Origin of the sequence: Nitrospirillum guaranorum (genome assembly GCF_034653275.1) — a bacterium.
Classification (GTDB): domain Bacteria; phylum Pseudomonadota; class Alphaproteobacteria; order Azospirillales; family Azospirillaceae; genus Nitrospirillum.
Map to the genome: position 1 here is coordinate 460,094 of NZ_JAYEES010000003.1, position 20,194 is coordinate 480,287.

Sequence of the window (20,194 nt, forward strand, 5' to 3'; positions counted from 1 at the left end):
TACCACGATCGTGTAGAAATGGCCAACTTGGCCAAATGGTGGACTTGCGAAACCGTCGGTTTCTTCCCATATAGCGGCTTGATCGAAGCTGGGCCGGGCCCTTTATTTGCTCGCTTCCGTTATTTCCATTCAAATATAGCGTCTATTCCGGCACAGCGAATGGTCGACCCCATTGTTGTGGCTAGTGGAATCTGCCCCAGGGACACTAGGCGCCCGCCCGGGCCTTTTGTATCTTGCGATGGCCCGTGACGAACCCTTGGCCACCAAACGGTTAGCGTCCAAGGCCGGTCGCACGGGCGCGGGACTTCGGGACGACACGGGGCGGGTCATGGGGCACAGGATGCGGCGCGGCTGGATGCGCCAGGCGAAAATATGGACGCTGGGCTTGGCCTTGGCGGCCGGCGCCCTTATGGCACCCGCCTGGGCCCCCGCCGGGGCGGCTGCCCCCGGTTCCGCCAAAACCGGCGGCACGCTGGAGCAGGTGCGCCAGCGCGGCACCCTGCGCTGCGGCGTCAACACCGGCCTGCCGGGCTTCGGGGCGCCGGACAGCCAGGGGGAATGGACGGGCCTGGACGTGGACATCTGCCGCGCCGTGGCCGCCGCCGTGCTGGGCGACGCCCGCAAGGTCCAGTTCATTCCGCTCAGCGGCCGCCAGCGCTTCAGCAGCCTGCTGTCGGGGGATATCGACCTGCTGTCGCGCAACACCACCTGGACCCTGAGCCGCGACGTGCAGGGCATGGACTTCGCCCCGCCCGTCTATTACGACGGCCAGGCCTTCATGGTGCGGCGGTCCTTCCGGGCGCGCAGCGTGCGCGAGCTGAACGGCGCCACCATCTGCGTGCAGCAGGGCACCACCACCGAACTGAACCTGGCGGATTATTTCCAGTCCACGGGCATGAGCTACACGCCGCTGGCCATCGAGGACCTGGGCGAGCTGGTGGCTGCCTTCTTCAACGGCCGCTGCGACGCCTACACCACCGACGCCTCGGCCCTGGCCGCCACCCGCGCGGCGCAGACGGTCAGCGCCGACGACTATCTGATCCTGCCCGAGCTGATCTCGAAGGAACCGCTGGCGCCGGCGGTGCGCAAGGATGACGCGCAATGGTTCGACATCGTGAAATGGACCGTCTTCGCCCTGATCGAGGCGGAGGAGCGGGGCGTCACCAAGGCCAACGTGCGCGACAACCTGGTGTCCGCCGCCCCGGGCGTGCAGCGCCTGCTGGGCGTGCGGACGGGGGCCGGGCTGGGCAAGTCGCTGGGCCTGGACGATGAATGGGCCGTGCGCATCGTTTCCCAGGTGGGCAACTATGGCGAGGTGTTCGAGCGCAACGTCGGCCGCAATTCCGTGCTGCGCCTGGACCGGGGGCTGAACGCCCTGTGGAACCAGGGCGGCCTGATGTACGCCATGCCCATACGGTGACGGAAAACGTAGCGATTCCGGTGGGGAGGGGCCTTTCGGGCGAAGGCCGCCGTTGTATCGGCACCGGTTTCAAGGCAAGTAGACAGCAACAGAAAATTTGACCGCGCCAAAATCGCCCCGGGAACGCCGGGACGCCGGCGCCGGCCATCGGGGGATAGGTTTCAATGCAGCAAAAGCGCTTCACGCTGTTCGTCCTGGGCGCGATGGTCGCCGGCATCGCGGTGGGCGCCGTGGGGCACAACCTGCCCGCGGCCGACGGGGCCTCCCTGGCCGGCACCCTGTCGATCCTGACGGACATCTTCCTGCGCCTGATCAAGATGATCATCGCGCCCCTGGTCTTCTCCACCCTGGTGGTGGGCATCGCGCATATGGAGGACGTAGCCGCCATCGGCCGCGTGGGCGTGAAGACGCTGGGCTGGTTCCTGCTGGCCGGCATCGTCTCGCTGATCCTGGGCCTGGTCATGGTGCAGATCCTGGAGCCGGGCGTGGGCATGGCCCTGCCGGACCCCACGTCCGGGGGCAAGGCGCCGGACGCCGCCGTCTTCACCCTGAAGAACTTCATCGAGCACACGGTGCCGCGCTCGGTGATCGAGGCCATGGCCAACAACGAGATCCTGCAGATCGTCGTCTTCTCCATCTTCGCGGGCATCGCCATCGCCTCGGTGAAGGAGAAGGTGCCGGTGGTGGTGCATCTGGTGGAACAGATCGCCACCGTCATGCTGAAGGTGACCAGCTACGTCATGATGTTCGCGCCCATCGCCATCTTCGCGGCGCTGGCGGCCACGGTGACGACGCAGGGGCTGCAGGTGCTGGGCAGCTACGTGAAGTTCGTGGGCGGCTTCTACCTGGCCATGGCGCTGCTGTGGGTGGTGCTGCTGGCGGCGGCCGTGCCCTTCATCGGCGGCCGGGTGCGCGAACTGGTCAGCGCCATCCGCCAGCCCGTGCTGCTGGCCTTTTCCACCGCCAGTTCCGAAGCCGCCTACCCGCGTACGCTGGAGCGCATGCAGGCCTTCGGCGCCGCCCGCAAGATCGTCAGCTTCGTCCTGCCGCTGGGGTATTCGTTCAACCTCGACGGCTCGATGATCTACTGCACCTTCGCCACCATGTTCATCGCCCAGGCCTACGGCATCCACATCAGCATCGGCCAGCAGGTGGAGATGCTGGGCCTGCTGCTGCTGACCAGCAAGGGCATCGCCGGCGTGCCGCGCGCCTCGCTGGTGGTCATCGCCGCCGCCCTGCCCTTCTTCCACATCCCGTCGGAGGGCATGGTGCTGGTGCTGGCCGTCGACCATCTGCTGGACATGGGCCGCAGCGCAACCAACGTGGTGGGCGTGTCGGTCGCCGCCGCCGTCATCGCCAAGTGGGAGGGCCTGCTGGGCCCCGGTCACCTGGCCGACGGGGAAGAGGACATCTGACCCGGCTGTCGTCGAGCCCCCGGCCCCGGCTGTCGTCCGGGTGGCGGAAGGCCGCACCCCCACCAACGGCGGGCCCCCGGGTCCGCCGTTCGCGTTTGAGGTACCACGGCGCGCTTGGGTCTAAGCGCTTGGCGCGCCTACCCTTTCCCCGGCGCCTGCGGCAGGGCGCCCTACCCCACTCGGCGGGCGACGATTCCGGGATCCCGGCGGCGTGCAACCCCCTGTACGGCAAGGGTATGCCGGATGGCCGCTGACATCGGCGGCCACAAACCCGACATGCCCCTGTCATAGCCGTCTGCCATGCTCATATATGCCCCATGGCGACGGATGGCACGTGCCCCGCCCCCTCCTGTCATGGGGATGGGGCGAGGAACCCCGAAGCCTGGACCAGGCTTGGACCAAGCCCAAGAAGGGAGGGTGAGACACGATGATGGTGCACCACGAACCCCGCCTGACCGACATGCTGGAGGACCCGGTGGTCCGGCTGGTGATGGAACGCGATGGCGTCTACCGCGATGATGTCCTGAAACTGATGGCCAGCGTGGCCCGCAAGGCCACCAAGCCCGCCGTGAAGACGGCCGCGACCAAGGTTACCGTGGCGGAGCCCGTCTTGGCCGGTCACGCGTGAAAACGGCGCTGTCGTTTAACGCGGATCCGAAGACACGATGCCCCAAGACGCGATGCCCTAGGACACGATGCCAAAGGCACGCCTTCTGTTTTCGGCGTTTCACTTGAGCCATCCATGACAGCCGCCCCCGGAAACCAGACTCCGGGGTGCGGCCAGCGGGAATGACCGGCGTCGGCGGGCACCGTCCCGCCGCCAGCCTCAAGTCCATGAAAGACAAGACATACCCGCAAATAAAAAAGGGCGACCGCAAGGCCGCCCGGCGAACAACCAAACCTGTTTCAGGCGTTATTGTTCGACCGGGGCCCCCGACATCTGGGCCGGTACCTTGGCCGGGGCGGCGTTGCTTTCACCCGAAGACGACCAGGCCGCCAGCAGGATCATGCCCACGGCGGTCAACGCCAGCAGCAGCCAGCGGCCGGCGCTCTTGTCGCCGGCAGTCCTGTCCCTCGTCTTGACATGGGGCAGTGGCAGGTCCGCCACCGTCTCCGTTGCATCGCCGTTCATCTTGCCCCCGGATGTCATGTTCCTGGGTTGATCCTGTACGGGAACAATAAAGTTACCCGCAGGGGCCACGAAACCCCTCTTAAGGTATAAATAGTCTATCTTTTCATTAAAGAGAGACTCTGTGTCATAGATCACACACCAGGACGGCAAGAGAAATTTAAGTCAAATAGCCTGTTAATGGATTAAAAGGGCAAGACACCGTTGTCTGATGCAAGACGGATCGGGTGGCGCTCGGCCCCTCGAACCGGCGGCCCCGGATAGCGGAATGGCGGGTGGAAAAAAGGCGGCATGCCGGAACCGGCAGCCGCCTTGAAGTGTAGCCTAACGGGTAACATCCACATCCGCCGGCGCCGGCCCGGTCGGGACCGGCGCCGCTGGTGTGGTTCTTAGAACTTCACGCGTACCCCACCGTAAACGAACCGGCCAATCACGTCGTACGTGCCGGCGGCCGTCTCGGTGCCTGTAACGTCGCCCGGCAGACCCGAGTAGACGGGGGGCGGCGCCACATCGAGCAGGTTGTGCGCGCCCGCGTAGAGCTCGACCGTGCGGTCGAACAGGGCATAGCTCACCTGGACATCATTATAGATCTTGGCGCCGATGCCGGTGGTCAGCGGCCAATCGTAGCTCTTCAGGAACTGGTCATCGAACCGGGCTGGGCCGATGTAGCGGACGGTCCAGTCGAAGTTCAGGTTTTCCCAGCTGTAGGTCAGATCGACGGTGGCGCGGTGGCGCGAGGCCCCGATCTCACCGGCGAACTGGTCATGGTCGGCGCCGGGCAGCGGCACCGTATAGCCCTGGAACAGCATGGTGTAGCTGGCGTGGACGCCGGCGGTACCCGCCAAGCCCAGCTTGTCCAGGTCGTAATTGTACGCGGCGGTGATGTCGATGCCGCTGGTGACCAGCTGCCCAACGTTCTGCAGGTTGGAGTTGATGTACTGCAGGGCGCCGTTTTGGTCGCGGGTGATCAGGCCGCAGAACTGCCCGCTGTGGCCGTCGCCGGTGCGGTAGCACTGATCCAGCGCGAACTGGCGCGGAACCGATTCCACCGCGTTGTCGACGACGATGCCGAAGTAGTCGGCGGTCAGGCTGAGGTTGGGGATGAAGCTGGGCGAATAGGCGGCACCGGCGCTGATGTTCTTGCTGCGCTCCGCCCCCAGGTTGGGGTTGCCGGAGTTGAAGCCGCTGACGCCCTGCAGTTCCGCCTGCGTCGGGGTGAAGGAGCCCTGGGAATTGATGCGGGCCAGGATCGACGGGATGGACCGGCAATTGGCCCCCAGCGTGCCGCCGCCCGAGGCGGTGATGCCCGAGCAGGGATCGACCAGGCCCGTGGGGAAGGTCTGGGTGCCGGGATCATACAGCTCGTTCACGTGCGGCGCGCGCACCGACACGGAGTAGTGGCCGCGGAAGTGCAGGTCGCTGACCGGCACATATTCACCGCCGGCGCGCCAGCTGTTGATGTCGCCGACGCTGGAATAGCTGGCCATGCGATCGGACATGTCGATCGACAGGCTGTGGATCAGCGGCAGATCCTTCAGCAGCGGGATGTTGGCCTCCGCGTACTCCTCGGTGACATGGTAGGAGCCCTCGACATTGGGGGCCTTGTTGCCGCCATTCAGGCCCTGCTGGGTCAGCACGTCGTTGTCGGACGCGCTGGTCTCCACGCGGTGTTCCACGCCGATGGCGATGCCCAGGGGCCCCGCCGGCAGCTGGAACACGTCGCCCGAGATGTTGCCCTGGGCCACCTTCTGCGTGACCTTGGCGTTCAGCGTCTGGTCGGCGCGCACATAGTCCGCCGCCGCCTTGCTCATGGAGTTGAAACCGAACAGGTTCAGCGGCGCGCAGCCGGCGGCGCGGGCGCTGGCATTGCGGCACTGGATGGTGCCGTTGGCCAGCTGTTCCACATCCAGCGCGTTGGCGAAGTTCAGGATGTTGACCTGGCCGGTCGACACCTGGGACTGGGTGGTCTGCCCGTAGTTGTAGGAGGCGTCCCACTTGAAGTTGCTGAAGGTCGGGACCAGAGTCTCGATCTTCGGAATGGTGCCCTCAAGGCCGAGGACGGCACGGAAGGTCTGGCGATCGTTCTTCGAGCCGCGATTGTCGATGTCGGACAGGCGCTTGGTGAACTGGATGTCCTTCAGGCCATCGCCGTTGCTGTCCTTCGCCGACGCCAGGATGGCGGCGGGGACCAGCGGGTTGTTCCGAATGACGCCATTGGCGTCGCGATACTGCACGTCCCACTGCCCGAGGGCGCTGGGATCGGTGAAGATCTGGTTGGACGCCAGAGGGAAGGGTTCAAGCCGCGACTGGGTATGGGTCTGGGCGTAGTTGATCTCGGTGAACGCCTTGACCCAGTCGGTCAGCTCATAGTCGGCGTTGGCGGCGCCGGTGTACCGGGTGGTGGGGATGGCGATGGTGCGGTAGGCGCTGCGGTTGAAACCATCGGGCTGGCGGCCAAGGGCGCTGTTGCCGTTGGTGTAGAAGCCGGTGACCAGCGTGCCGTTGGGCAGATAGGTATAAGTGGACTTGCCGGCGGTGAACTTGCCCTGGGGGGCGTAAGAGGAGAGATAGGGCCGGGTGACCTCGAACGCGTGATCCAGCTCGCCATCCAGGACGCCGGTGGATTCCTGGTCGACGGCGGTGCCGGCACGGTTGCGGGAATAGACCGCCCCTTCCTCGGAATAGCCGAAATAGGCCACGGCGTGCCCCCGGCTGCCGATCTTGCCACCCATGGTCAGCGTACCGTCCTTGGTGATGCTGTCGCTATGGTTGGAGATGCCATAGCGCGCGTCCACGGCCACGCCTTCGAAGTCCTTCTTCATCATGATGTTGACCACGCCGGCGATGGCGTCGGAGCCATAGATGGCCGACGCGCCGTCGGTCAGGACTTCGATATGGTCGATCAGGGCGGTCGGGATGCTGTTCAGGTCGACGGCGGTGCTGCCGGGCTCACCCGCCACGAAGCGGCGGCCGTTGACCAGCACCAAGGTGCGATCTTCGCCCAGGTTGCGCAGATCGATGGTCGCGATACCCGAGTTGGCGATGTCGAAGTTGGAGTTGGAGCGCGAGAAGGTCGGCGAGCCGAACGTCGGATTCTGCAGCAGGACGTCCTGGACGTTGATGACGCCGCGGCTGGCGATGTCTTCGGCGCTGATCACCTGAATGGGCGCGGCTTCCGTGGTGACGGATCGCGCGATGCGAGAGCCGGTGATGACGATTTCCTGCAAGTCGTCTTCAGCCGCGTGCGCAATGATCGCGCCAATCGGAAGCGTAGACAAGCCGATGGCGGCACCCGCCAGCAAAGCCTGGCGAGTCCTAAATTGTAATCCCCTCATTCAACCCATCTCCTGTTCGGATTTGTTATTGATCCGCCTACGCCACCGCAGCGTTTTGCCCCACAGCGGTGACGGCCGTCGCACACCAGTTCTTGTTCAATAGGCCGGACGACAGGCTGAAACAGTCCGGGAGGGGCTAAACGGACGTCAATGAGGAAAGTTTGCTATTTTGCAATGGTGGCAACTATGTAACTTTTTTGATACAGTTTTGTTATAAAATTTCATCAAAGATTTTGGCTCTGAATATAAATTATCTAAGCATGGGCCTTCGGGTGGCCGTGCCCAAGCCATGTCACTTTCCGTACGCCTTTCGGCTTAGACATCCACACCGCAAATACCGACTCGGATAGGGTAGCCTGCGATACCCATCGAGGGATACAAACCGCAGCATGCGTCAAAGTGCCGCATATCACCTTGTTTTGTAAGGAGGATTTTCGGCAGCCCGCTTAACCGGGCGTCATGTCCGCAGCCACGCGCCGTCAAGATCACGGACCTTGCCCCACGCGAGCGGCTGCGGAGACCACTATCACTAAAATAGTAGTCCGATCTCGTTCCACGTCCCGCTCGACAAAAAAGGCGGGACCTCGCGATCCCGCCTTCCTCCGGCAACGCCGCGCCAACGCTTACAGGATGAATTTGCTGAGGTCGGCGTTCTTGGCCAGGTCCGACACCTTCTCCCGCACATAGGCGGCGTCGATGGCGACGGCGCTGCCGGCCTGATCCGCGGCGGTGAAGCTGATCTCCTCCAGCAGGCGTTCCAGCACGGTGTGCAGACGGCGGGCACCGATGTTCTCCACCGTGCTGTTGATCTGCACCGCCAGGCGCGCCAGCTCGTCGATGGCGTCGTCGGTGAAGCTGAGGGCCACGTCCTCGGTCTTCAGCAAGGCCACGTACTGCTTGATCAGGCTCGCCTCCGGCTCCGTCAGGATGCGGCGGAAGTCCTCCTCGGTCAGGGGCTTCAGTTCCACGCGGATGGGCAGGCGGCCCTGCAGCTCCGGCAGCAGGTCCGACGGCTTGGCCACGTGGAAGGCGCCGGACGCGATGAACAGGATGTGGTCGGTCTTCACCGCGCCGTGCTTGGTGTTGACCGTCGTGCCCTCGATCAGGGGCAGCAGGTCGCGTTGCACACCTTCACGGCTGACGTCGCCGCCGCCCCGGTTTTCGGACCGGGCGGTGATCTTGTCGATCTCATCCAGGAAGACGATGCCGTTCTGCTCCACGGCGTGGATGGCCTCGGCCACCACCGTCTCGTTGTCCAGCAGCTTGTCGGATTCCTCGGCCATCAGCACGACGTGGCTTTCGGCCACCGTCATGCGGCGGGCCTTGGTGCGGCCGGCGAAGGCCTTGCCGAAGATGTCGCCCAGATTGATCATGCTCATGCTGCCGCCGGGCATGCCGGGGATGTCGAAGGCCGGGGCGGACGCGGCGTTGTCCTGCACCTGGATTTCGATCTCCTTGTCGTTCAGCTGACCCTCGCGCAGCATCTTGCGGAACTTCTGCCGCGTCTCGGATGACGCCCCCTCGCCCACCAGGGCATCCAGCACCCGTTCCTCGGCGCGCAGCTCGGCCTTGGCCGCCACCTCCTTGCGCAGGCGCTGGCGCGTGAGGGTGATGGCGATCTCCACCAGGTCGCGCACGATCTGTTCCACATCGCGGCCGACATAGCCGACTTCCGTGAACTTGGTCGCCTCGACCTTCAGGAAGGGGGCCTGGGCCAGCTTGGCCAGGCGGCGCGCGATCTCCGTCTTGCCCACGCCGGTGGGCCCGATCATGAGGATGTTCTTGGGCAGAACCTCCTCCTTCAGCCCATCGGGCAATTGCTGGCGGCGCCAACGGTTGCGGAGCGCGATGGCGACGGCGCGCTTGGCGTCCTTCTGGCCGACGATGTAGCGATCCAGTTCCGAGACGATTTCGCGGGGGGAGAACGAGGTCATCGCCGGGCTCACAGCTTTTCCAGGGTGATGTTGCGGTTGGTGTAGACGCAGATGTCGGCGGCGATGCCCAGCGCCTTGCGGGCGATGGCCTCCGCATCCAGGTCCGGCAGGTCGATCAGGGCGCGGGCGGCCGCCAGGGCGTAGGCGCCGCCAGAGCCGATGCCGATGATGCCGTCCTCCGGCTCCAGCACATCGCCGTTGCCGGTCAGGATCAAGCTCGCGCTTTTGTCGGCCACGGCCATCATCGCCTCCAGCCGGCGCAGGTAGCGGTCGGTGCGCCAGTCCTTGGCCAGTTCCACGGCGGCCCGGGTCAGCTGACCCGGATACTGTTCCAGCTTGGCCTCCAGGCGTTCGAACAGGGTCATGGCGTCCGCCGTGGCGCCGGCGAAGCCGGCCATGACCGACCCGCCGGCCAGGGGGCGGACCTTGCGGGCGTTGGACTTCATCACCGTGTTGCCCACCGACACCTGGCCGTCGCCGGCCACCACCACCTGCCCGTTCTTGCGGATGGAAAGGATGGTGGTGCCGTGCCACTGGATGGGGTCGTGGGTCTTGCCGTAATCGGACATGGCCTTGAGGCTTCCGTTGGAATGGAAATGAATGAAGGGCCCACGGTATGTGGGATGGCGATGATGCGGGTCAAGCCATGCGCCAGAGTCGGTGCTCCGGCCCTTTCACGGTAACAGCCTTGCTGCTAAGTAGTGTTTATGGACAGGAACGAACCAGCAGGCGCCCGCAGCAGCACTGTGGAGCGCAAGACCAAGGAAACGCAGATCAGCGTGACCGTGGATCTCGACGGTACCGGCCGTTACGACGTGTCGACCGGCATCGGCTTCCTTGACCATATGCTGGAGCAGCTGTCGCGCCATTCGCTCATCGACCTGACGGTGCGCGCTGTGGGCGACCTGCACATCGATTTCCACCATACGACCGAGGATACCGGCATCGCCATCGGCGAAGCCGTGGCCAAGGCCCTGGGCGACCGGCGCGGCATCAACCGCTACGGCCACGCCTACATCCCCATGGATGAGACGTTGACCCGCGCGGCCATCGACCTGTCCAACCGGCCCTACCTGATCTGGAAGGTCCATTTCACCCGCGACAAGCTGGGCGAGATGGACACGGAACTGTTCAAGGAATGGTTCCAGGCCTTCGCCTTCGCCGCCGGTGCCACGCTGCACATGGAAAACCTGTACGGGGAGAACAACCACCACATCGTGGAGAGTTGTTACAAGGCCCTGGCCCGGGCCCTGCGCGCCGCCATCGAGATCGACCCGCGCAAGGCCGACGCCGTGCCCTCCACCAAGGGTGTGCTGGGCGGTTCGCTCTGATCCTTTCTTCCAGTCACAGGGCCCGCCGCCTATGACCGCGACCTCTTCCGCCTCCGTGGCGCTGATCGACTACGGCTCCGGCAACCTGCGCTCCGCCGCCAAGGCGGTGGAGCGGGCGGCGCAGGAGGCCGGGCGCCATGGGCTGGCCGTCACGGTCACGGCCGACCCCGACGCCATCGCCCGGGCCGATCGCATCATCCTGCCGGGCGTGGGCGCCTTCGCCGACTGCATGGGCGGCCTGCTGGCCGTGGACGGGCTGAAGGACGCGCTGGAAGAGGCGGTGATCCGCCGCGGCCAGCCCTTCCTGGGCATTTGCGTCGGCATGCAGCTGATGGCGCGCGAGGGCCGCGAACACGGCGTACACCCAGGCCTGGGCTGGATCGATGCGGTGGTGGAACGGTTGACCCCGGCCGATCCCGCCCTGAAGATCCCGCACATGGGCTGGAACGAGCTGGTGCTGGACCAGGCGGACCACCCGCTGCTGGCCGGCATCGAGGCCGGGGCCCATGTCTATTTCGTCCATTCCTATGGCCTGAAGGTGGGCGACCCCGCCCTCTTGAAGGCCCACGCCGACTACGCCGGCCCCATCCCCGCCCTGGTGGGCCGCGACAACCTGGCGGGCACCCAGTTCCATCCCGAGAAAAGCCAGGCCACGGGCCTGACGCTGATCGCCAATTTCCTGGCCTGGACGCCCTGATCACCCCCTGTTCCCATCAACGCGTCACCGTTCCCGCCGCCACGCTTCGAGGTTTCCCATGACCGGTGCGCACCCGCCGGCCGCCCCCAGCGCCCAGATCACCGTGGAGGTGGCGGAACGCATCCGCCCCGGCGACATGGATGACCTGTGCGACGCCGCCGACCTGGCCATCCGCGATGGTGGCGGCTTCGGCTGGGTGACGCCCCCCGCGCGCGAGGCCATGGAGCGCTATTGGAAGGGTGTGATGGTGGTGCCGGAGCGCACCCTGCTGGTGGGCCGCCTGGACGGGGTCATCGCCGGATCGGCCCAGCTGGTGCGCCCCACCCGCAACAATGAGGCGCAAAGCTTCGCCTGCAACCTGACCACCAGCTTCGTCGCCCCGTGGGGGCGCGGCCACGGCCTGGCCCGGGCGCTGACCCTGGCGGTGGAGGACGAGGCGCGCAAGGCCGGCTTCCGCATCCTGAACCTGGACGTGCGCGCCACCCAGGGCGCCGCCATCGCGCTGTATCGCGCCCTGGGCTACATCGAATGGGGCCGCCATCCCCACTATGCGCGGGTGGACGGGCGGGACGTGCCGGGCCTGTTCTTCTACAAGGATTTGACGGACCCCAGCCGGCAGGAAGACCGGCCTCAAGACAGCAAGCGGGATTAGGGCGAACCATGATCATTTATCCGGCCATCGACCTTAAGGACGGCGCCTGCGTGCGCCTGGTGCGCGGCGACATGGACCAGGCCACGGTGTTCAACACCGACCCGGCCGACCAGGCGGCGCGCTTCGCGGCGCAGGGCTTCGAATGGCTGCATCTGGTCGATCTGAACGGCGCCTTCGCCGGCCGGCCGGTCAACGGCGACGCCGTGGCCGCCATCCTGAACCGGGTGAAGCTGCCGGTGCAGCTGGGCGGCGGCATCCGCGACATCGCCACCATCGAGGACTGGCTGAAGCGTGGGGTGGAGCGGGTGATCCTGGGCACCATCGCCGTGCGCGACCCCGACCTGGTGAAGCAGGCCTGCCGCTTGTTCCCCGGCCGCGTGGCCGTGGGCATCGACGCCCGCGACGGCCGCGTGGCGGTGGAGGGCTGGGCCGAGGCGTCGGACATCACCGCCCTGGACCTGGCGCTGAAGTTCGAGGACGCCGGCGTGGCCGCCATCATCTACACCGACATCGACCGCGACGGCGCCCTGGGCGGGGTGAACGTGGAGGCGACGGCCGACCTGGCCTCGCACCTCACCACGCCGGTCATCGCCTCGGGCGGGGTGTCCAGCATCGCCGACCTGGCCGCGCTGAAGCGGCAGGAAGACACGGGCATCACCGGCGTCATCTGCGGCCGCGCCCTGTATGACGGCCGCATCGACCCGGTGGCGGCGTTGAGCCTGCTGAACCGCCCCCGGGAGATGCTGTGATGCTGAAACGCCGCATCATCCCCTGCCTGGACGTGAAGGACGGGCGCGTGGTCAAGGGCGTCAACTTCGTCGACCTGGTGGATGCCGGCGACCCGGTGGAGCAGGCGCGCCTGTATGACGCCGCCGGCGCGGACGAGCTGACCTTCCTGGACATCACCGCCAGCCACGAGGGGCGCGACACCATCTTCGACGTCGTGCGCCGCACGGCGGAACAGGTGTTCATGCCCCTGACGGTAGGCGGCGGCGTGCGCACGGTGGAGGATATCCGCAAGCTGCTGCTGGCCGGCGCCGACAAGGTCTCGATCAACAGCGCCGCCGTCAGCCGGCCCGAATTCGTGCGCGAGGCGGCGCAGAAGTTCGGCGCCCAATGCGTGGTGGTGGGCATCGACGCCAAGCGCGAGGCCCCATCATCCACGAATGGCGGCCGCTGGGGCGTGTACACCCACGGCGGCCGCAAGGAGACGGGGCTGGACGCCGTGGAGTGGGCCCAGCGCATGGCGGAATACGGCGCGGGGGAAATCCTGCTGACCTCCATGGACCGCGACGGCACCAAGAGCGGATTCGACCTGGAGCTGACGCGCGCCGTGGCCGACGCCGTGCCTGTGCCCGTGATCGCCTCGGGCGGTGTCGGCACCCTCGACCATTTGGTGGACGGCGTCACCCAGGGCCATGCCTCGGCCGTGCTGGCCGCCAGCATCTTCCACTTCGGCACCTATTCCATCGCCGAGGCCAAGGCGCACATGGCCGCGGCCGGCATTCCCATGCGCGGGGTGTGACGCCATGCCCGGCAAGACCGAGGGCGATCCGCTTAAGGATCTGTACGCTACCATCCTGGCCCGCAAGGGCGCCGACCCCGAGACCTCGCATACCGCCCGGCTGTTCAGCCGCGGCACGGCCAAGATCGCCCAGAAGGTGGGGGAAGAGGCGGTGGAAACGGTGATCGAGGCCATGCGCGGCGACCGCGACAAGCTGGCGTCCGAATCCGCCGACCTGCTCTATCATCTGCTGGTCCTGTGGGCGGACGCCGGGCTGACGCCGGACGACATCTATGCCGTGCTGGCCGCCCGCCAGGGCATCAGCGGCATCGAGGAAAAGAAGAACCGTAAAGGCTGATCCGCTATAAGGGGCGGCGACCGCGCCCCCGCCGGCGCTTGAGGGAGAAAAAGATGGCATACGACAGCACCAACATCTTCGCCCGCATCCTGCGCGGCGAGATCCCCTGCAAGAAAGCCTATGAGGACGATCACGTCCTGGCCTTCCACGACATCCATCCGCAGGCCCCCACCCACATCCTGGTGATACCGAAGGGGGCCTACGTCAGCGCCGCCGATTTCGGCGCCAAGGCCAGCGACGCCGAGATCGCCGCCTTCACCCGCGCCGTTTCACGCATCGCCGCCGAGGCGGGGGTGGAGAGCTCCGGCTACCGCCTGATCTCCAACCACGGCCCCGACAGCCACCAGGAGGTACCGCACTACCACGTCCATATCCTGGGCGGCCGGCCGCTGGGCCGGCTGGTGACGCCACTGTAACCCCTTTCCATGATCCGTGAAGGCCGCCGGAAGCGATCCCGGCGGCCTTTTTCATATCCCCCGCGGCGCGGGGGACCGGCCGCGCGCCGTCCTGCGCTCAAAAAGATGTATTTGACACGCATCAATATCGCTGGCAGGAATTCATTCATCAGGAATGAATGATTAGGCCCCCGGTAGCCCGCCGCCCTGACCGCGTAAGGATAGCCGCCCTCTTCCCCAGACAGGAGTACGACATGCCGAAGCCGCTTAGTCCGGAAACCATCACGCTGGTCAAGGCCACCGTGCCGCTGCTGGCCGAACACGGTTCCACCATCACCAGGGCCATGTACCGCCGCCTGTTCCAGGATGACCCCATTCGCGCGCTGTTCAACCACGCCAACCAGGGTGAGGATGGCGCCCAGGTGCATGCCCTGGCCGCCGCCATCCTGGCCTACGCCCGCAATATCGAGAACCTGGGCGCCCTGACCCCGGTGGTGGAGCGCATCGCCCACAAGCACGTCGGCTATCACATCCTGCCGGAACACTATCCCTATGTGGCGACCGCCCTGCTGGGCGCCATCAAGGAGGTGCTGGGCGATGCCGCAACCGACGCGGTGCTGAACGCCTGGGGGGAGGCCTACTGGTTCCTGGCGGAGGTGCTGAAGGCGCGCGAGACCGTGCTGCGCGACGGGATTGCGGCGCAGGACGGCGGCTGGACCGGCTGGCGCCAGTTCACAGTGGCCGACAAGGTGCGGGAAAGCGGCGTCATCACCTCCTTCATCCTGCGGCCGGCCGACGGCGGCGGCGTGCCCCGCCACAAGCCGGGACAGTACCTGACCTTCCGCTTCACTCTGGCGGGCGGCACCGAGGTGAAGCGCAACTACTCCATCTCCTGCGCGCCACGGGATGGCCAATACCGCATTTCCGTGAAGCGGGAGGCCAACGGCAACGGCGGGTCGCGCCATCTGCACGACCATGTCCAGGTGGGCGACATCATCGAGGCGACGCCGCCGGCCGGCGACTTCTTCCTGGATGAGGCGCCGACGCGGCCCGTCATCCTGTTGTCGGGCGGCGTGGGCCTCACCCCCATGGTCAGCATGGTGGAGGAGATCGCGGCCCGGCACCCGGGGCTGGAGACCCACTACATCCACGGCGCGTTGAACGGCACCACCCATGCCATGGATGTCCACGTTCGCGATCTCGCCGCCCGGCATCCCACCATCAAGGTCGCCACCTTCTACAGCGAGCCGCATCCCCAGGACCGGCTGGGCGTCACCCACGACGGCGAAGGCTTCATCAGCATCGACTGGCTGCGAGAGAACACGCCCCTGCACCAGGCCGACATCTACCTGTGCGGGCCCAAGCCCTTCCTGCGCGCCTATCTCGGCGGCCTGGCCCTGGCCGGCGTGGCCGCCGACCGCATCCATTACGAGTTCTTCGGCCCGGCCGACGATCTGGTCGCCGCCTGAGGTCGCGGATAAAAGAAAAGGCCGCCGGGATCATTTCCGGCGGCCTCATTTATTTGGAACGAGTTCTCAGCGCTCGTCAGCCTTGATCCATTTGGTCACGGCCGGGGCATGGTAGGCGCGCAGCTTGTCCAGCAGCGTCTCAGCCGTGTCGGCCGTCACCAGCATGTCGCGATGGTTCTGCTTCATGAAGCCGGAGGCCACCACGCTGTCGAGGAAGGCGGTCAGGCCGTCATAGAAGCCGGCGACGTTGTAGATGGCGCAGGGCTTCTGATGGTGGCCCAACTGGGCCCAGGTCCAGACCTCGAACAATTCCTCGAAAGTGCCGATGCCGCCGGGCAGGGCGATGAAGCCGTCCGACAGCTCGGCCATCAGGGCCTTGCGCTCGTGCATGGAGGCGACGACGCGCAGGTCGGTCAGGCCGGCGTGGGCGATTTCCTTCTTCTTCAGCGATTCCGGGATGACGCCGATGACCTGGCCGCCCGCGTCCAGGACGGCGTCGGCCACGGCCCCCATGAGGCCGACGGAGGCGCCACCGTAAACCAGGCCGATGCCGGCGCCGGCCAAAGCCCGGCCCAGGCCGCGCGCGGCCTCAAGATACCGGGGGTCGAAGCCGGGGCTGGAGCCGCAGAAAACGCACAGACGCCGCATGATGTTCCTCAAAGAAAACGCCGGCGCGTCACCCGGGGAAGGGCGGCGCGCCGGCGCCGTTCCCAGATGTTATTCCTTCAGGTCGGCCCACAGCTCCTTCACCTTGGCGAAGAAGCCTTCCGATTCGGGGTGGGTGCCGCCCTTCTCTTCCCCGGCCTTCTCGAACTCGCGCATCAGCTCCTGCTGGCGCTTGGTCAGGTTGACCGGGGTTTCGACCAGGGCCGTCACGTACATGTCGCCGCGCTGGGTACTACGCAGGACGCTCATGCCCTTGCCCTTCAGGCGGAACTGGTGCCCGCTCTGCGTGCCCGGCGGAATGGAGACGCGGGCGCGGCTGCCGTCGATGGTCGGCACCTCGACCGTGCCGCCCAGGGCCGCCGTGGTCATGGGAATGGGCACCCGGCACTGGATGTTGGCGCCGTCGCGCATGAACAGCGCGTGCGGGGCAATGGCCAGGAAGATGTACAGGTCGCCCGGGGGCGCCCCACGGGCCCCAGCCTCGCCCTCGCCCGACAGGCGGATGCGGGTGCCGTCCTCGACACCGGCCGGGATGTTGACCTGCAGGGTCTTTTCCTTGCGCACGCGGCCATGGCCGCCGCAGTTGCGGCAGGGATCCTTGATGACGCGGCCGGCGCCGGAGCATGCCGGGCAGGTGCGCTCGATGGTGAAGAAGCCCTGTTGCGCCCGCACCTTGCCCGCGCCGTTGCAGGTGGGGCAGGTGACTGGCTGGGTGCCCGACTCGGCACCGGTGCCGTTGCAGACGTCGCAAGCGACGGAGGTCGGCACGCGCACGTTGGTGGAGGTGCCCTTGAAGGCGTCCTCCAGCGAGATTTCCAGATTGTAGCGCAGGTCGCTGCCACGACCCGGGCCCTGCCCGCCGCCCCGGCGGCCGCCCATGAAGTCGCCGAACATCTCTTCGAAGATGTCCGCGAAGCCGCTGCCGAAATCGAAGCCGCCGGCGCCGGCACCAGCCCGGCCACCGCCATTCTCGAAGGCGGCATGGCCGAAGCGGTCGTAGGCCGCCCGCTTCTGCTCGTCCTTCAGGACCTCGTACGCTTCGCTGACTTCCTTGAATTTCTGCTCGGCCGCCTTGTCACCCTGATTGCGGTCGGGGTGATACTGCATGGCCAGCTTGCGGTACGCTTTTTTCAGGTCGTCGGCCGAGGCGGTCTTCGCCACGCCCAGAAGTTCGTAATAATCCTGCTTCGCCATGTTTGGCCCTAAGCCCTTTCAGGGAATTGCCGGAACCCGGGCCCGACCAGGCCCCTGATGGGGCTCAGGCCCGCCCCCCGGAATTAACCGGCGGACGGGCCCGATACCTAGTCAGTCATTGCCCGGATCGTCTTAAGAAAGACTTAGGCGGACTTCTTTTTGTCTTCGTCGACTTCCTCGAAGTCGGCGTCGACGACCTTTTCCGACCCTTCGCCATGAGCGGCACCGTGGTCTTCGCCACCGGCGGCCGAGGCGTCCTGGCCGGACTTGTACAGCTCTTCACCCAGCTTCATGGAGACCTGGGCCAGGGCTTCGGTCTTGGCCTTGATGTCGGCCGCGTCCTCACCCTCCAGCGCCGTCTTCAGCTCGGCGATGGCCTTCTCGGCGGCGGCCTTCTCGGCGGCCGGCAGCTTCTCCGCGTTCTCCTTCAGCGTGCGCTCGGTGGAGTGCATCAGGCCATCGGCCTGGTTGCGCGCCTCCACCAGCTCCTTGCGCTTCTTGTCGTCGGCGGCGTGGCTCTCGGCTTCCTTGACCATGCGCTGGATGTCGGCGTCCGACAGGCCGCCGGAGGCCTGGATGCGGATCACCTGCTCCTTGCCGGTGGCCTTGTCCTTGGCCTGGACGTTGACGATGCCGTTGGCGTCGATGTCGAAGGTGACCTCGATCTGCGGCACGCCACGCGGGGCCGACGGGATGCCGACCAGGTCGAACTGGCCCAGCATCTTGTTGTCCGCCGCCATCTCGCGCTCACCCTGGAAGACACGGATGGTGACGGCCGTCTGGTTGTCCTCGGCCGTGGAGAAGGTCTGGCTCTTCTTGGTCGGGATCGTGGTGTTGCGGTCGATCAGGCGGGTGAACACGCCGCCCAGGGTTTCGATGCCCAGGGACAGCGGGGTCACGTCCAGCAGCAGGACGTCCTTCACCTCACCCTTCAGCACCGCACCCTGGATGGCGGCGCCGACGGCCACCACCTCGTCCGGGTTCACGCCGCGGTGCGGCTCGCGACCGAAGAACTGCTTCACCGTCTCGATGATCTTGGGCATGCGGGTCATGCCGCCGACCAGGATCACCTCGTCGATCTCGCTGGCCTTCAGGCCGGCGTCCTTCAGGGCCGCCTTGCAGGGCTCGACCGTGCGGGCCACCAGATCCTCGACCAGTGCTTCCAGCTTGGCGCGGGTCAGCTTGACGTTCAGGTGCTTCGGACCGGTCTGGTCCGCGGTGATGAACGGCAGGTTGACTTCCGTCTGCATGGCGGAAGACAGCTCGATCTTGGCCTTCTCGGCCGCTTCCTTCAGGCGCTGCAGGGCCAGACGGTCCTTGCGGAGATCGATGCCGTTCTCCTTCTTAAACTCGTCGGCCAGGTAGTCGATGATGCGGGCGTCGAAGTCCTCGCCACCCAGGAAGGTGTCGCCGTTGGTGGACTTCACCTCGAACACGCCGTCGCCGATTTCCAGCACGGAGACGTCGAAGGTGCCGCCGCCGAGGTCGTAGACCGCGACGATGCCGGAGCCCTTCTTCTCCATGCCGTAGGCCAGCGCCGCGGCCGTGGGCTCGTTGATGATGCGCAGCACTTCAAGACCGGCGATGCGGCCGGCGTCCTTGGTCGCCTGGCGCTGGCTGTCGTTGAAGTAGGCGGGCACGGTGATGACGGCCTGGGTCACCTTTTCGCCGAGGTAGTTCTCGGCCGTTTCCTTCATCTTCTGCAGGATGAAGGCGGACACCTGGCTGGGGCTGTACTTCTCGCCATGGGCCTCGACCCAGGCGTCACCGTTGTCGCCCGAAATGATCTTGTAGGGCACCAGGCCCTTGTCCTTCTGGGTCAGCGGGTCGTCGTAACGGCGGCCGATCAGGCGCTTGATCGCGAACAGCGTGTTCTCGGGGTTGGTCACCGCCTGGCGCTTCGCCGGCTGGCCGACCAGGCGTTCCCCGCCCTGGGTGAAAGCGGTCATGGACGGCGTGGTGCGCGCGCCCTCGACGTTCTCGATCACCTTGGCCGACGTGCCTTCCATGACGGCCACGCAGGAATTGGTGGTGCCGAGATCGATACCGATGACTTTGCTCATAATTCTAACCCTTCCAATGTGGCAGACGCGCGACGGCCCTTCCGGCACCGGAGCGGTCCCCCTGTTAAAACGGGACACGTTCAACACGATCATGGCGCGGCACCCGGTGGCGCCCGTCATGGCACGGCCCTCCCCATCCTGAAACGGGAGCGACCGCATCGCCACGCAGATATAGGCAGGGCGGCGCCCGGCTGCAACCGGCTTTGCGGCGCCGGGGCTCGCTAAAAGCGCCCATTCCACCCCTGGCATATGTCCCGCTATCCCATAGCGCGTACGCGGTATCGTCCGCCCCCTCGCCAGCCCTGGGGGTGGTGTTGGAACCCCACCACCACCGCTTGGTGCGGGAAGCGCGGGCGGCGGCCGCCCGATTTCCCATCCATCAAGTTACAATTTGTCAGGAATTGGCACCACCAAGTGAATGTCGTGTGAATACGGGCGTAATCCATCAGATTATGAATTAACGGAGAATTAACGGCCCTATTTACCGGCGGTTATTGCTGCAAAATTATAACTTATTGCCTCGCACAACCAGATTGACCCAACCTGAGGCAGGATGGTGTATCGCTAGTTGAGATTTTATTCTTCCTGTTGACTTGGCGCCCCAGATCTGTGCTGTAATTACTTCAGGGGTC

At 66.0% G+C, this 20,194-nt stretch carries 18 protein-coding genes; 11 read left to right on the plus strand and 7 right to left on the minus strand.

Going from position 1 to position 20,194, the window contains the following annotated elements; translation table 11 throughout:
* Positions 1–355: 355 nt before the first annotated feature.
* The 3 genes from UAJ10_RS11010 (at position 356) to UAJ10_RS11020 (ending at position 3,463) form a co-directional block, all read left to right on the plus strand.
* Positions 356–1,420 (plus strand): amino acid ABC transporter substrate-binding protein, encoded by a 1,065-nt coding sequence (locus UAJ10_RS11010; protein WP_322915400.1) that lies wholly within the window; start codon positions 356–358, stop codon positions 1,418–1,420.
* 164 nt (positions 1,421–1,584) lie between these two features.
* Positions 1,585–2,835: a dicarboxylate/amino acid:cation symporter gene (locus tag UAJ10_RS11015; protein WP_322915401.1), complete on the plus strand. Its 1,251-nt coding sequence runs from the start codon at positions 1,585–1,587 to the stop codon at positions 2,833–2,835.
* 427 nt (positions 2,836–3,262) lie between these two features.
* Positions 3,263–3,463: a hypothetical protein gene (locus tag UAJ10_RS11020; protein ID WP_322915402.1), complete on the plus strand. Its 201-nt coding sequence runs from the start codon at positions 3,263–3,265 to the stop codon at positions 3,461–3,463.
* 285 nt (positions 3,464–3,748) lie between these two features.
* Here UAJ10_RS11020 and UAJ10_RS11025 read toward each other — a convergent pair whose 3' ends face one another.
* The 4 genes from UAJ10_RS11025 to hslV all read right to left on the minus strand — a co-directional run bounded on the left by UAJ10_RS11025 (position 3,749) and on the right by hslV (position 9,802).
* On the minus strand, positions 3,749–3,967 hold the full coding sequence (locus tag UAJ10_RS11025) for a hypothetical protein (protein ID WP_322915403.1): 219 nt from the start codon (positions 3,965–3,967) through the stop codon (positions 3,749–3,751).
* 386 nt (positions 3,968–4,353) lie between these two features.
* A complete protein-coding gene (locus tag UAJ10_RS11030) occupies positions 4,354–7,191 on the minus strand; it encodes a TonB-dependent receptor plug domain-containing protein (protein WP_322915404.1) in 2,838 nt (945 codons plus the stop codon).
* A 731-nt stretch (positions 7,192–7,922) separates the two neighbouring features.
* Positions 7,923–9,233, minus strand: a complete 1,311-nt coding sequence (gene hslU, locus UAJ10_RS11035) for an ATP-dependent protease ATPase subunit HslU (RefSeq protein WP_322915405.1) — start codon at positions 9,231–9,233, stop codon at positions 7,923–7,925.
* Positions 9,234–9,241: 8 nt separating this feature from the next.
* Positions 9,242–9,802 (minus strand): ATP-dependent protease subunit HslV, encoded by a 561-nt coding sequence (gene hslV, locus UAJ10_RS11040; RefSeq protein ID WP_145749161.1) that lies wholly within the window; start codon positions 9,800–9,802, stop codon positions 9,242–9,244.
* A 138-nt stretch (positions 9,803–9,940) separates the two neighbouring features.
* Here hslV and hisB point away from each other — a divergent pair, with 138 nt between their 5' ends.
* The 8 genes from hisB to hmpA all read left to right on the plus strand — a co-directional run bounded on the left by hisB (position 9,941) and on the right by hmpA (position 15,639).
* Entirely contained in the window at positions 9,941–10,564 is a 624-nt protein-coding gene (gene hisB, locus UAJ10_RS11045) for an imidazoleglycerol-phosphate dehydratase HisB (RefSeq protein ID WP_040849280.1), read from the plus strand.
* A 31-nt stretch (positions 10,565–10,595) separates the two neighbouring features.
* Positions 10,596–11,261: an imidazole glycerol phosphate synthase subunit HisH gene (gene hisH, locus UAJ10_RS11050; protein ID WP_322915406.1), complete on the plus strand. Its 666-nt coding sequence runs from the start codon at positions 10,596–10,598 to the stop codon at positions 11,259–11,261.
* A 58-nt stretch (positions 11,262–11,319) separates the two neighbouring features.
* Entirely contained in the window at positions 11,320–11,913 is a 594-nt protein-coding gene (locus UAJ10_RS11055) for a GNAT family N-acetyltransferase (RefSeq protein ID WP_322915407.1), read from the plus strand.
* 8 nt (positions 11,914–11,921) lie between these two features.
* Positions 11,922–12,662: a 1-(5-phosphoribosyl)-5-[(5-phosphoribosylamino)methylideneamino]imidazole-4-carboxamide isomerase gene (gene hisA, locus UAJ10_RS11060; protein ID WP_322915408.1), complete on the plus strand. Its 741-nt coding sequence runs from the start codon at positions 11,922–11,924 to the stop codon at positions 12,660–12,662.
* Positions 12,662–13,438: an imidazole glycerol phosphate synthase subunit HisF gene (gene hisF / locus UAJ10_RS11065; RefSeq protein ID WP_322915409.1), complete on the plus strand. Its 777-nt coding sequence runs from the start codon at positions 12,662–12,664 to the stop codon at positions 13,436–13,438. Before hisA ends, hisF begins: the two co-directional genes overlap by 1 nt.
* A gap of 4 nt (positions 13,439–13,442) precedes the next feature.
* On the plus strand, positions 13,443–13,775 hold the full coding sequence (locus tag UAJ10_RS11070; RefSeq protein WP_322915410.1) for a phosphoribosyl-ATP diphosphatase: 333 nt from the start codon (positions 13,443–13,445) through the stop codon (positions 13,773–13,775).
* Between the two features lie 53 nt (positions 13,776–13,828).
* On the plus strand, positions 13,829–14,191 hold the full coding sequence (locus UAJ10_RS11075) for a histidine triad nucleotide-binding protein (RefSeq protein ID WP_322915411.1): 363 nt from the start codon (positions 13,829–13,831) through the stop codon (positions 14,189–14,191).
* 233 nt (positions 14,192–14,424) lie between these two features.
* Entirely contained in the window at positions 14,425–15,639 is a 1,215-nt protein-coding gene (hmpA, locus tag UAJ10_RS11080) for an NO-inducible flavohemoprotein (RefSeq protein ID WP_322915412.1), read from the plus strand.
* Positions 15,640–15,705: 66 nt separating this feature from the next.
* Here the strand turns inward: hmpA and UAJ10_RS11085 are convergent, their stop codons facing one another.
* The 3 genes from UAJ10_RS11085 to dnaK form a co-directional block, all read right to left on the minus strand.
* Positions 15,706–16,287, minus strand: coding sequence for an LOG family protein (locus UAJ10_RS11085; RefSeq protein WP_322915413.1), 582 nt, complete (start codon positions 16,285–16,287; stop codon positions 15,706–15,708).
* 69 nt (positions 16,288–16,356) lie between these two features.
* Entirely contained in the window at positions 16,357–17,499 is a 1,143-nt protein-coding gene (dnaJ, locus tag UAJ10_RS11090; protein ID WP_322915414.1) for a molecular chaperone DnaJ, read from the minus strand.
* A gap of 143 nt (positions 17,500–17,642) precedes the next feature.
* A complete protein-coding gene (gene dnaK, locus UAJ10_RS11095; protein ID WP_004274039.1) occupies positions 17,643–19,562 on the minus strand; it encodes a molecular chaperone DnaK in 1,920 nt (639 codons plus the stop codon).
* Positions 19,563–20,194 lie beyond the last annotated feature (632 nt).